Annotated in this window: 16 protein-coding genes; 10 read left to right on the forward strand and 6 right to left on the reverse strand. The window is 50.3% G+C overall.

Going from position 1 to position 12,503, the window contains the following annotated elements:
- Positions 1-40: 40 nt before the first annotated feature.
- From EY643_RS06825 to EY643_RS19760, 3 genes are read left to right on the forward strand one after another with little or no spacing between them, the layout of a single operon-like run.
- Positions 41-433 (forward strand): hypothetical protein, encoded by a 393-nt coding sequence (locus EY643_RS06825; RefSeq protein ID WP_152661492.1) that lies wholly within the window; start codon positions 41-43, stop codon positions 431-433.
- A gap of 55 nt (positions 434-488) precedes the next feature.
- A complete protein-coding gene (locus EY643_RS19845; protein WP_276612715.1) occupies positions 489-620 on the forward strand; it encodes a hypothetical protein in 132 nt (43 codons plus the stop codon).
- A gap of 10 nt (positions 621-630) precedes the next feature.
- A complete protein-coding gene (locus EY643_RS19760; RefSeq protein WP_240732847.1) occupies positions 631-792 on the forward strand; it encodes an SDR family NAD(P)-dependent oxidoreductase in 162 nt (53 codons plus the stop codon).
- 493 nt (positions 793-1,285) lie between these two features.
- Here the strand turns inward: EY643_RS19760 and EY643_RS06835 are convergent, their stop codons facing one another.
- The 5 genes from EY643_RS06835 to EY643_RS06855 form a co-directional block, all read right to left on the reverse strand.
- Positions 1,286-3,193 (reverse strand): DUF3604 domain-containing protein, encoded by a 1,908-nt coding sequence (locus EY643_RS06835; protein ID WP_152661493.1) that lies wholly within the window; start codon positions 3,191-3,193, stop codon positions 1,286-1,288.
- 54 nt (positions 3,194-3,247) lie between these two features.
- On the reverse strand, positions 3,248-4,357 hold the full coding sequence (locus tag EY643_RS06840; RefSeq protein ID WP_152661494.1) for an NADH:flavin oxidoreductase: 1,110 nt from the start codon (positions 4,355-4,357) through the stop codon (positions 3,248-3,250).
- Between the two features lie 87 nt (positions 4,358-4,444).
- On the reverse strand, positions 4,445-5,224 hold the full coding sequence (locus EY643_RS06845; RefSeq protein ID WP_152661495.1) for a dioxygenase family protein: 780 nt from the start codon (positions 5,222-5,224) through the stop codon (positions 4,445-4,447).
- Positions 5,225-5,270: 46 nt separating this feature from the next.
- The gene (locus EY643_RS06850) at positions 5,271-5,648 is read right to left on the reverse strand and encodes a DoxX family protein (protein WP_152661496.1); all 378 of its coding nucleotides are present in this window, start codon (positions 5,646-5,648) and stop codon (positions 5,271-5,273) included.
- Between the two features lie 10 nt (positions 5,649-5,658).
- Positions 5,659-6,165 (reverse strand): MarR family winged helix-turn-helix transcriptional regulator, encoded by a 507-nt coding sequence (locus EY643_RS06855; RefSeq protein ID WP_152661497.1) that lies wholly within the window; start codon positions 6,163-6,165, stop codon positions 5,659-5,661.
- A 245-nt stretch (positions 6,166-6,410) separates the two neighbouring features.
- On the opposite strand from EY643_RS06855, the gene EY643_RS06860 reads away from it, so the two are divergent.
- The 5 genes from EY643_RS06860 (at position 6,411) to EY643_RS06880 (ending at position 10,376) form a co-directional block, all read left to right on the forward strand.
- Positions 6,411-6,944 (forward strand): hypothetical protein, encoded by a 534-nt coding sequence (locus EY643_RS06860; protein ID WP_152661498.1) that lies wholly within the window; start codon positions 6,411-6,413, stop codon positions 6,942-6,944.
- A 55-nt stretch (positions 6,945-6,999) separates the two neighbouring features.
- Positions 7,000-7,344, forward strand: a complete 345-nt coding sequence (locus EY643_RS06865; protein WP_152661499.1) for a hypothetical protein — start codon at positions 7,000-7,002, stop codon at positions 7,342-7,344.
- Positions 7,337-7,729: a c-type cytochrome gene (locus EY643_RS06870; RefSeq protein ID WP_205743169.1), complete on the forward strand. Its 393-nt coding sequence runs from the start codon at positions 7,337-7,339 to the stop codon at positions 7,727-7,729. The genes EY643_RS06865 and EY643_RS06870 overlap by 8 nt, the downstream gene beginning before the upstream one ends.
- 171 nt (positions 7,730-7,900) lie before the next feature.
- The gene (locus tag EY643_RS06875) at positions 7,901-9,454 is read left to right on the forward strand and encodes a long-chain-fatty-acid--CoA ligase (RefSeq protein ID WP_170287307.1); all 1,554 of its coding nucleotides are present in this window, start codon (positions 7,901-7,903) and stop codon (positions 9,452-9,454) included.
- A gap of 88 nt (positions 9,455-9,542) precedes the next feature.
- Positions 9,543-10,376: a pirin family protein gene (locus tag EY643_RS06880; RefSeq protein WP_152661502.1), complete on the forward strand. Its 834-nt coding sequence runs from the start codon at positions 9,543-9,545 to the stop codon at positions 10,374-10,376.
- Positions 10,377-10,436: 60 nt separating this feature from the next.
- Here EY643_RS06880 and EY643_RS06885 read toward each other — a convergent pair whose 3' ends face one another.
- Complete coding sequence (locus tag EY643_RS06885) at positions 10,437-10,931, reverse strand: MarR family winged helix-turn-helix transcriptional regulator (protein ID WP_152661503.1); 495 nt, start codon at positions 10,929-10,931, stop codon at positions 10,437-10,439.
- Positions 10,932-11,151: 220 nt separating this feature from the next.
- Between EY643_RS06885 and EY643_RS06890 the strand changes: the two genes are divergently transcribed.
- Both EY643_RS06890 and EY643_RS06895 read left to right on the forward strand, forming a co-directional pair.
- Positions 11,152-11,814, forward strand: a complete 663-nt coding sequence (locus tag EY643_RS06890) for a glutathione S-transferase family protein (RefSeq protein ID WP_170287308.1) — start codon at positions 11,152-11,154, stop codon at positions 11,812-11,814.
- Between the two features lie 59 nt (positions 11,815-11,873).
- On the forward strand, positions 11,874-12,494 hold the full coding sequence (locus EY643_RS06895; RefSeq protein ID WP_152661505.1) for an FMN-dependent NADH-azoreductase: 621 nt from the start codon (positions 11,874-11,876) through the stop codon (positions 12,492-12,494).
- The last annotated feature ends 9 nt before the right edge of the window (positions 12,495-12,503 follow it).

Below are 12,503 nucleotides of genomic sequence, written 5' to 3' on the forward strand. Positions count from 1 at the left end.
CGGCTACACCTTCAATGGAAGATGTTCGCGGAAACCTAAGATGATGTTCCCTAGAGTAAGCAAAGCTGTCATTTCTCTTTGGGGCATTTGGATGATAGGCGTAGGCATCTATACGATGCTCGAACCGGCGATAATCATTCAGTTCTATGCCATCGAGCCAAAAAATGCCGTTGGCTGGTCTACCCTCAGTGGAAATATCGCACCGCTTTTACTTTTGTTAGGTCTTTGCGCCCTGATGGGAATCTGGTTATCAAACGTCACCTTTCTTTGGGTGATTCTTTTGGCAGAAGCCGTCGTGCTATGCGGACGAGCTGTTGCATTATACCAACACGGCTACCACCAGGACCTAATGGTGACACTCATTGCCGAAATCGCAATGGCCTTATGGCTAGTTATTCACTTGCGAATACACCATACAACACATCAGCACTAGCCTGGGCCATTGGTTTAAGTAAAACCAAAAAATTGCGCCAAAATAAGAAAAAAACGTGAAAACCATTAAGGATAAAGTTGTTGCAATAACGGGGGCAGTTTCCGGTATGGGTCTTCAGCTTGCGATCCAATTCGCGCAAGAAACCAATATCGACGATATCGAATGGATACTTGGTATCAACATGTAGGGCGTGATCAATGGCTCCCGCGCTTTTTTTACCTAAGCTTATTCAATCAGGCGATGGACACGTGGTTAATATCTCGAGCGCGCTAGGTTTGGGCGCGTCGGCTTATGCCGCGTACTACAGCAAAAGCAAATTTGCTGTGCGCGGATTTACAGAAAGCCTGCGCCAGGCTTAGATCTAAAAAATCGCGCACGCATTTTTGTCGGGAGCGACGTAAAAATTTTTGACTGGGTGCAACGACTGCTGCCTGTTAAATACCAAGCCTTCGCAATTAAAGGGTTTAGCCAAAGAATAGAGCTAGCAGAAAGCTAAGTTGAGGTAAGCTCGCTGGTTTAGCGCGAGCGCCCTTGGCTTAATGGCGTATTGCTTATTAACGGGAAGCACAAGGAGCACTATGGCATTTCAACTCTTCGATCTCACAAGTAAGGTGGCGCTGGTCACTGGTGGGTATTGCAGCGACGCATCCAGTTTTCACATGGGTCAGGAGTTCACTATAAGCTGTGGTTACACGGTATTTTGAACATCCAAGAGGCGCCTCCCAGCACTCCCTTAAAGGAAATATGATGCTAGATGTTTTAAACGATGGAGCTGCATCGTGGCGGCTAAAACACTGCTAATCAATGAGGCCCGTAAATTCTTCAGCCATGAACGAAGGCATTGTTATAAGCCTATCTGGCGTAATACCAGATGGGCGAGGTATAGGCCCTTTCCTGATGAACACGAAGGACGTCGTCCGGAAGCTCGAGTCCATATTTGATGGCGTCTAGCGAAGCCCAGGTCGGCGTCGGGATTTCCAGAACGCGCGCGTAATAAAATGCACTCTGTGCAGGGTCAAAGTCAGGGTCTGTCCAGGCTGCCTCCAGAGCTGGGGCGCCGCCGTTGTTGTCCCAGGTGCCAGTACCTAGATCAACCGTATTGGCCACAGCGGGAAGTTTGCCCAGCGCGTCTATTTTCCTGTTCTTCTCATCCGACCAGCCCAGGTTGTATACCTTCTCGTGGGTGCCGCCTTCTGCGTCTATCCAGCCCTTCACTATTTGAATGCGATCCAGGCTGGCGCTTTCAGGGTCCATCAGGGCCGACAACAGAAAGCTAGGTGCTTTGCCGTCAGATTCTGGCAGCTCGCCACCCATAGGTACTCCTCTGGCGTAGCCCTCGGCAACCAGCTTGTCACCGAGGTCAGCGTCAGAAAAATCATACCCGGCAAACATCCTGACCTGTATACGAGGGCCAGTTGTTGCATAAACTTCCCGGCGCATAAAGGCATCAAAAATAGCCTCCCTTGTATTTGAAGTTGCCCAGACCGCTGCGTAACCACTGGATAAATAATGCCAGCCAAACCGGCCTTCACGAGTGCCCAGGTTTTGGGGTGCGAGCGCACGGCCCTCAACATTAATTTCATTGCCGGTATGCTTGCCGAAAAAATTATTTTCATCGGCTGTGGCAAGTGAAGTGTGGCTGTCGGTTGAGCCGATAACACCAAAAGCGTAGGGGTTAACACCGGTTTGAGCTTGCAACTGAAGGCCGCGTTTTAACGCTTCACGCGTGTAGCTTCCGGCGTAATCGTCCTCTGAGGTCTGTTCGGTGCAACTCAAATTGCACGTATCCCAGCCCGTGTTCCCATAATCGGCGAACTCGTCATTGGGTGAAAGAAATGGATGAGTTTCGCTATCGCCCTTTATTTGAGTGATCTCAACAACGGGTTCATATTTTGCTCTGATTTCTGCGTAAGCCTTGTCGATGGGTGAGCCGTCCAGGCGCGTCATCGCAAACATCAAGCCATTGGATACATTGCTGTTATGTGGCATGGCAAGAACCTGGCCGCCAGTGTTTGCTTCGTATTGCGCCATCCATGCCCAGAGTTGTTCAGGATCGGGGTTGGTCAAGGAGGGAATGGGAGTGACAGTATTGGTTTTTTCGGAGCCATCGCGAAACATGACGACGCGATGAAGGTTGTTGCCATTGGGCATTGGTGTGTACTCAAAGCCGACAAAAGCGGTGAATTGACCCGGTTGGTTGTAGTCATCGACGATTTTGTTGTGACTGCGCCACAATTTGCTGATCCGCTTATCGTCTTCGAACAGCGCGGCTTCTTCGGCGCTTGGAGCTTCACCGCTTGCGCCCAAATCTATGATTTCGGCGGTAACTTGCAAGCTGCCTTCTTCACTCTCATGCATCATGTCCCACCAGCGCTTGAGCTGCTTACCCGGAAGCAGCATTCGAGGGGCTTCATACAGGGCGCGAGTTGCCCCTATCGCATCGCTGTGATCAGAAATTACCAGAAAATCCAGTGGGCGGGTTAGTTTGGCCTGCACTCCGCGAGTTGACGTCACTGCCTCGCCTCGGGCGAACCGCAGGGCAGCTTCAGCACCCAGTCGATTGCCAAATCCAAAGGCATCTACGGAATTGGATGTATGCAGGTGCGTATCACCCCAGAATAATTGCGCCGGATAGCTGGCTTGAGCAGCCGGGTCGGCCTGAACGTCGGTACGCTGCTGGTTTTCAGCTTCTTTGTTGCAGCCGGCCAATAACAATGAGCAAAGCAGGACAAGTAGTGGATAACGCTGTTTAGTTTGCATGGTGTTATACCTGTTTATTAGATGAGTCATGCTTAGAGGCAGTATTAATTTTGTCTAAACTAACTTCATAAGTTCAGCTTTTTCATAAGCAGTGAGATCGTCAAATTTCCCAGCTTGTACTTGATTGGCCCAGTCAGGGTTGGCAATTAGTCCACGGCCAACGGCAATCAGATCAAACTCACTCTTGTCCATTCGTTCGGTCAAATTGTCTAAACTAGCAAGCTCCGCGTCGCTAAATAAACCTGAACTTCCACTGCCGATATAATCTTTGTCCAGGCCAACACTGCCAACTGCTATTACCGGCTTGCCTGTTAGTTTTTTAGTCCAACCGGCAAGGGTGAGATCACTGCCTTCGAAAGCTGGTTCCCAGAATCGGCGGGTAGAGCAATGAAAGATGTCGACACCAGCGTCACTCAATGGCTGTAAAAAAGCTTCCAATTCTTCTGGTGTATTGGTTAGGCTGGCAGAGTAATCCTGCTGCTTCCATTGAGACCATCGCAAGATTATTGGGAGGTCTGGGCTAACTGCTTTACGCATGGCTTGTATAATTTCTATGGCAAAGCGTGAGCGAGCGGCTAAATCGCCACCGTATTCGTCGGTACGTTGGTTGGTCCCATCCCAGAAGAATTGGTCAATCAGATAACCATGGGCACCGTGAATTTCTACAGCATCAAAGCCAATGGCTTCGGCATCGGCTGCCCCTTGAGCGAACGCCGCCACCACTTCAGTAATATCATCATGCGTCATGGCATGGCCAGTTATTTTGCCGGGCATTGCCATACCTGAAGGGCTATATCCTGGAATATCCCCTCCTGGGTTTATACCAGGCCTGCGTACGGCGCCACCATGCCAGAGTTGAGGTGCAATTTTTCCACCTTCGGCATGCACTGCGTCTACGACTTTTTTCCAGCCTGCAAGAGCCGCTTCGCCATGGAAGTTTGGCACGTCTTCGGCAATGTGAGCAGCCTTGTGGTTGACACAAGTCCCTTCGGTAACAATGAGGCTAACACCACCAGCAGCTCGACGGCGGTAGTATTCAACGACTTGGTCGTTAGGTGTATTGTTTGGGCTAAAACTTCGAGTCATTGGTGCCATTACAACGCGGTTGCGAAGCGCCAAATTGTTAAGTGAAAATGGCTTAAACAAGCTGTTAATTTCGGTCATGGTAATTCCTAATTTAGAGCGTCACTATCGATGGCACGCCTTTACCCCGCGGGACTTCCGCAACACATTCGCTTATAAATTTCAGGGTTAAGCCCTGATAACGCCCAATTTAACTGAAGAGTAAGCGTGGCCGTTTGTAGCCGCTTCCGGGGATACGATGAGCCCCCTCAAGTCCGGGTAAGCAATAAGTGCGACGTCGTTGCCTTTATCATACGGGCAGGTTCCAGAACGCTGATAATCTGGGTTTGTTCTATAGAGATTTTGGTAAAAATCTTCATCAAAATAGAGTTGAGTGGTTAGCAGTGTTGCGTCGTCCAGTGCGACACGCAAATGTATATGAGGCATTCTCAGTTCATACCAGCTAGGAAATATCGTGGTGAAACTCACAGTTCCGTTGGCGTCTGCTTCCTGTAACCCTCGCAAGTAAGTCTCGTTGTTGCTTGGTTCAACGTGGCCATCCTTTGACGTGATCAGTGATGTAAGGGTGTCAAAGGGCTTTTTAGATGAGCCTGTGGGGTAGCCACTATAGTTTCCTTCGGTATCGCAGTGCCAAATTTCTACTTTTGCTCCCGGAATGGCTTTGCAGCTGCTGACGTCGACGACCTGAATATCCAGGTCATAGTTAAGCCCTGTTCTATCTTCCCGGATGTCGCTGCGTACTGGCGACTGTAAGGCGTAAGGCCCCGCTTCTTGCTCAGGGGTCAATAGGCAGATGTCATCAGCAATGGATGGTGCAAGGCTGTGGGGCGTCTCATCTCCCGACCGCGATCTGGCAATTTTTGCGGTTATTTCATTTCTGTAGAACCCAGCTGCGACCGAGCCTGCTGTGATACCCGCCAGGGTTATTAGCCTCCTTCTTTTCATCATAGTAACTAAGTCCGATCAAATTCTAATTGGAGTTTCTACCAGGGTCTTAAACCCCAATAAGCAAACGGGTTGGTTCAAGAAAGTAAAGAGCGATAAGCAGCATGGGTAGTGCAAATATCACCAGAACGCCTATCGCCATTTTGGCGCCTCGTCCCTCGGATAAAAAGTTTGTTACGGCCGCGCCGAGCATAACGAAAAACATAATGCCTGAAGCTATGCCCGCATAGGCTGGGAACCAGATGCCTGCAATCAATGCCGGGCCGCAAATGATTTCAATGGCACCGGAAAGATAAGCGAGAGAGTAAGGCATCTTCATGCTCTCGAACTCTTCGATAAAGTGTTCGTGTCTGGTCAATTTTAGAATCGAGGCACCCGTGAAGAATGCGCCAAAGAGAACCAGGGCAGTGTCAATTAAGAATGTCATTGATAGATGTTTATCCGTTTGATTTTGTGGGAGGGGTATCGGGAAGATCACCCCATTTATCGGCAAGGCAACTCCGAAGTACTTCTAGTTGCTTTTTGCCCAATCGCTTTTCCAACTCCTGTTCCATTCCAGTGATGATCTCAGCGGCATCTATGCCAATGCTGATGCCAGATTCGGCTGGACACATTAACTTTCTGCGGCCATCCACTGGGTCGGGCTCCAGGGTGATTAAACCTCGCTTAATTAATGGCTTGGAGGCTTGATTGATCGCTTGTGGTGATAGGCCCAGGGCCCGTGCAATCTCAACAGGGCTTCTGGTGCCCTGGGCGATATAGACCATTATCTGTGATTCGGTGCGGGAGAGGGCTTCCCAGCCTCGGGCCGCGAGATTCTTCTGCAGGTGCTGATCCATCCAGGTGAAGGCTCGTAATAACCCCCCCATCAGATCTGCTCGAGAGGCTTCAATAACCTCGGGCTTTATATCTTTAATAAGCTCTGGGTCGATATCTGTGGTCATGCTAGCACTGGGCTTTTGCCTGTTGGGAAAGACTCTTAGTATGCCTGAGTGTATTTTATTGTCAATTAAGTTGATAATCAATTAAGTTGATAATATGATGTGAAACTGAAGCCAAGGGCAAGGTAAATCCATTGGAAGCGCAATGGTGAATGCTTGCTGACGCATTGACTCAGTAATGTCTTGCTGATCAAGGATCTAGTGGCACCTTGGTTGTTATCACCCATAAATAGAAACGTAGGTCGTCTATGTACGAGACTCTCCATTTGGCGCTCGCGCCGTATTACCTCTATATAAAAATGGTTCATGTGCCCGCGGCCTTTCTTTGGTTCATGAGCGTGTTGTCGGGCTATTCCTTTTTTCTGGTCCCGGTCATGCAGGCTTGGCGCCGAAATCAGGATGACCCGGGCCATACCGAAATGCGCAATTGGGTGTTTGAACGTTTTGATGTGTCGGTTTCAGTGGAGCATGTTGCTTATCCGCTGGTGATGATTTCAGGGGCGCTTCTATTTGTTGCCGGTGGGTGGGACGCTCAAGCGGGTTGGCTCATCCTGAAGTTGGCGATAGTATTTATCGTCACCGTACCTATGGAGGCTTTTGATTACTATATTTCCCACCTAAATGGTAATAAGCGCTACCTGCGCGACCGGGATGGCAAGCCTGATTGGGAGCGTTATGAAACCGCGATGCACACGCACTGGTGGTTCTTCCTGGTTACCACTCCCCCCATTGGCTTTATGTTATTTAGTGTTATTTTCCTTGCTTTTACCAAGCCTTTTTAACGGCTTGCCAACGCTTATTCTTAATAGCCCCTAACAGCTTACTATTGGAGAAAACATGGAATCCGATACCACTAGGACACAGCAGAGCGAACCTGCATTCAGTCGACCCTTCGCGGGCAAACCGAAACACTATTTTTGGGTGTCGGTAGCCGTTTCATCCTACTTGAGCGTGGGCATATATCTCTTCTATGCCTTGGTCCGTTACTACTTTGCTGGGGATGCCGATGTTTTTACTTGGCAAGTATTTCGCTATGCATTGCTATTCTGGCTGCTTTATACCGTATTCAGTTACAGGGGCATGATGAAATACGATGGTGCTTATGCAGACCCTGATGAATGGGTGGAGAAAGAAGTGACTGTGAAATTGCTTGAGCCGAAAGAGCATCGCCGCTTTGGCTAAGGGTCTAATGATGATGAACTTTATACGGAAAAACGTTTCAATTTGTATGAACGGTCTGGCCGCCATTGTGGTGATGCTGGTCCCATTCTCTGTTGCCGCTCAAGAGGCCGATGTGAATGCCGGTGCGGCCAGAGCTGCGGTGTGCTTTTCGTGCCATGGTGAAGATGGTGTGTCAAAAAATTCAACTTGGCCCAACCTTGCCGGACAAAACAGTAAGTATTTAGTTAAGCAGATGAAGGACTTTCGCGATGGTCGTCGTCAAGATCCGACAATGGAGGCTATGGCCAGGCCTTTAAGCGACGACGATATTGTTAATATCTCTGCTTATTACTCCAGTTTGGGTCGCGGCGACTCATCTTCTGGTCAGCAGAACAGGCGCAGATGATGTCCGTAATATTTGAGCGATAATGCCTATTTTTCTGTGTGCTGTAGCCATTGTTCGGCGAGCTTTAGGAGTACAATCTAGGTAAGATTTCCCACAGTTCCATGGCTTCTCCCCGGGAGAAATACCGTGACGCTTACTCAATAAAAACTGCCAATCCGAGGTAACTTTCCAGTGCTAATTCACAACCTTACGGAATTCTACGCGCGCTCCTATCCTGATAACACCTGTCTCAGCCTGGGAGACAAGCAACTCACCTTCAGCGAACTCGACGCTCAGGTTAACCAACTGGCCAATGCCATGCTCTCACTTGAGTTCAGTCCCGGACAGAGAGTTGCCATTCTGGGTGAAAACAGTATTGAACACGCTATTTGTTTTCTTGCCGCCAGTAAGGTTGGCGCAGTTGCAGTGCCTCTGAATTATCGTCTGGCGCCAGTGGAACTCGCCTATGTGATCAATGACGCCGAGGCAAGATTACTCTTGGTAATGGACAGCGCCCTGGAGCAACTGACACCGTTACGTGAGCACCTGTCTGCAAAGGTCAATATCGTTAGTTCGTCCTCAGATGACAGCCTGCACTGGCAGGAATGGCTTGAGCAGTTTGACCAGAGCGCACCTCAAATTGAGTTGGGTCGCGATACTCCAATACTACAGCTGTATACCAGTGGTACTACCGGTAACCCCAAGGGCGTTGTACTTTCCCAGTACAACATGATGAGCACCATTATGCTGGGCAACTTGACGGCAGCCTGTCGACCCAATGTAGGTTCTGCCGGCATAGGAATAGCGCCACTGTTCCATATTGGTGGTGCTGGATATTTGCTTTCAGGATTGGCCAACGGGATGCATATCATTATCCACGAGACCTTCGACCCCATGAAGTTCCTGGATGATATAGAACAAAACCCGGTCGAAGTGGTGTTTATGGTGCCGGCGATGATCATGTTTATCCTGCAGATCCCCGGCATTGAGAAGCGCGATTTCAGCGGCGTCAAGCAAATCGCTTACGGGGCTTCGCCCATTTCGGAATCGCTTTTGCGCCAGGCAATAGATATCTTCAAGTGCGATTTCGCTCAGTTGTATGGCATGACCGAAACAGCCGGTTATGGCACGGTACTGGTGCAAAACGACCACGCCAAGGCACTGGCGGGGCAGCCGGAGCTGCTGCGGTCCTGTGGGCGTCCAAACATCGGGGCCTCAGTCAAGCTGATGGACAGCCACGGTAATGAGGTAGAGCAGGGCGAGATAGGTGAAATCTGGCTCAAATCCAATTCCAGTATGCTGCATTACTACAATCTTGAAGCGGCGACTGCCAGTAGTTTGACCGATGGTTGGGTGCATACGGGTGATGCCGGCTATCAAGACGAAGAAGGTTATATCTACCTGAAAGATCGCATCAAGGACATGGTGGTCAGTGGAGGTGAAAATATTTATCCGACAGAAGTCGAGAATGCCCTGGTTCAGCATCCGGGTATTGCCGATGTGGCCGTGATTGGTGTTCCGGATGAGAAGTTCGGCGAAGCTCTGCTTGCTGTAGTTGTACTGGCACCTGAGCAGAGCCTGACGGCTGAAGAAATGATTGAATTTTGCCGCGACAAGATTGCGGGTTACAAGATTCCCAGACAACTCAAACTGATCGATCAACTCCCGCGGAACCCTTCAGGGAAATTGCTGAAGAAAGAGCTTCGCGCGCCCTATTGGGAAGGCACCGATCGAGGGATCGGTTAGGTCGGTATTCGAATAGCGTTGTGCGGGAAATGACGACTACTAATAACTTCCAGTCGCCTTGCCTCAACATCAATAGCAGGGTGATGAAGTGAAGATTGTTCAAGCGCAGCACACTCTTGAAGGTGCCGGTTTCAGTGTGGCGAGGCCGATCCCCATGCCAGCCTGCGAATCCGTCGGCCCATTTATACTGTTGGACCATATCGGTCCGTTAGTGGCCCCTGCAGGGCAATCTGTAGCTGCCCCCACACATCCCCATGCCGGTATTGAAACCATCTCCTACTTTTTGGACGGCGAGGGTTTTCATCAGGATAGTCTTGGTAACAAGGCGACAACAGGGCCGGGCGAAGTGCAGTGGATGCGTGCCGGCCGGGGCATAGTACATGATGAGGCACCAGGGAAATCCCTGGTCGAGCATGGCGGACGTGTGCACGCGGTACAGTTGTGGCTCAATATGCCTGGTGCGAGTAAGTCTGCAGAACCGGTGTATAAAAGCTTCCGCCAGGCGGATATCCCGAAACAGGCAGAGGTTAGCGGTCTGGAGATTAGTGTTATCGCAGGGCAATACACAGGCCTTACTGGCCCCTTGACCACTTTTGCCGAGCCCCTGCTTATGCATGTCGCCTTAGAGGCCAAGACTTCGACCTGCCTGGAACTACCAGGTATCGAGGAGCTTGGTGTATTTACGCTTGAGGGCTCCGTCACGATCAATGGCAATACCGTGGCTGCAAATGAATTAGCGGTGATGAGTGAAAGTGAGAGAAACCTGCAAATTGCCTGCACTTCGGATTGTGAATTATTGATACTGGGTGGTCCCGCAGTCAGGGATGAATTGGTACGTTACGGACCATTCGTGGCTAATAGCGCTGTCGAAATGCAGGAGACCATTGAGCGATACCGGCAAAACCTGTTTGGAGAATTGTAAGGTCTCCTCGGTTTAACTGCCATCGCGGCCGCCCATGTACCACACCTCTTAGCTAGATGACTATTTCAATGGGTTTCCCCGGGGCATTTCCATAAGGGACCTCAGTTTTTGGAGATTGCGTGCTCCAATGCGCGCCTCCAGTTCTTCTTCTATCGTGGCAAGAGATTCTGTCGCGCAGACGATTATTCGCTTTCCCTGCTCAGTTGGAATGATTACCTTGGCACGCTTGTCATCGGGGTCTTCGACAAGTTCAAGGAAGTCCAGGTCTACGAGTTCTTTTACGCTGCGGCTGACAACCTGTCTGCTGACACCCATATGTCGGGCGATGTCAGCTGTGCGTAACAGCCCGTCTCCCAGGGAGGTCAACACCTGGGACTGAAGCCGGGTGATGCCCGGCCAACCGTTCTTCTTCAGCAGGTTTTGCAGGCTGTCATCGACCCAGTAGAAGGCATTTAGCGTGAGTGCAAGCAGGCTGGGCGGGGGAGGGGATTCCGCCAGCTTTTCGAATTCGTCGTTGATCGACTTGTCGTAAGCCCGTTTATTGGCCCGAGCCATGGCTGGTGTCCTTTTGTTGCCTGGAGCCGAATGCTCGTAACGGCTTGCTCGAATAATAGCGTATCTTGCTGTCCATATTCCGAATTTTCATCGACTTCCAAAAAAGGATTAATGTCAGTATTGTTGACATATAATGTCAGCAATAATTACTATTTGTCCATACTCTGTGCCGGCGTCACGTGCAAGTTGGTACCAGCCAATAACAATAGGACTATCGAAAATGCCCACACTCTACCAAGCAGACCTTTCGCCATTTGCGGCTCGTATCCGAATCCAGTTGCGCGCCAAGGGAATTGACAGCTTTGACTTCGTTTTGCCTCCAGGGGGGCTCGGAAGTGACGAGTACAAGGCGATAAACCCTACCGGGAAAATTCCGTTTCTCGATCTGGATGGCACTGGCATCGCTGAATCTGCGGTGATCTGTGAATATATTGAGGAAAAGTGCCCTCAGCCTTCGCTCCTGCCCGACAGCCCCGAGGCGCGCGCCCAGGTTCGCTTGCTGGTCCAATGCGTCGACATGTATATAACGACCCCCATGTTCAAAACGATACCTCTGCTTGAGCAAGGAGAGAGCGCAAAGGAGGCACTGGGCCTGCTACTTGCGGAGCTTAAGGCTGGGCTGGGGTACCTGAATGAGTATCGCAATCGTTCTGGTCTTGCCGGAGAGCGCTACGCGATAGGTGATCAACTGACCCTGGCTGACGGTGCGATCGCGGGCGCGCTATTTTTTGTCATCAATTTTGCCGAGGCGATGCTTGGGCTTGAAGATGCGGTCCCCGCAGATCTTCGCGAGCTTTACGAAACGTTGAAGGACGACCCTCACGTCGCTGAAGCACTGAATGAAATACACGTAGCGGCCGAGGCAAAAAGGGCAGGAGGCTGATAGCTATCTACAGATCAATTCTCTAGAAAACAGCGATTCAAATATCAGGAGCGTCCAGCATGGTTTTATTGCACATCGAAGCGAGCCCCAAAGGGGAGTACTCCTACTCCAGCCAGATAGCGAAAAGCTTTCTGGCAGCCTATAAGGAGAAAAACCCGGAGCACGAAATTCGCATACTGAATGTGTTTGAACGAGACTTGCCCTCGTTCGGCGAAACAGAGGCCTTGGCAAAGTTTGCCCCGATTCTCGGCGAACAGCGTACTGCCGAGCAGGAAGCTGCCTGGGACAGGATCAAGGAAGAAATTCGCTACTTCGACGAGGCGGATAAAATCCTGCTGTCCTGCCCTATGTGGAATTACTCTATTCCATGGCGTTTGAAGCAATACATTGATTGTCTTGTTCAGCCTATCGAAACATTCGGTTACGACTTTGAAAAAATGGAGCATGTCGGTCTACTCAGAAATCGACCGTTGCAGCTAATCCTTACGCGCTCATCCACCATGGCGGGTGATTACGCAGACTTCCAGCTTCCCTATTTGAAATACATTTTTGGGGCCGTCGGCATTCGCGACACGCGCGCTATGGTTGCCTCCAGTACCACCCAGGCAAGCAAAGAACTGACCCAGGCTTACCTGGATTCATTTATTGAGGAAGCGAAACTGACTGCCGGGAGCTTTTAATCATTGTGA

This window comes from Halioglobus maricola (assembly GCF_009388985.1).
In the GTDB taxonomy this organism is placed as follows: domain Bacteria; phylum Pseudomonadota; class Gammaproteobacteria; order Pseudomonadales; family Halieaceae; genus Halioglobus; species Halioglobus maricola.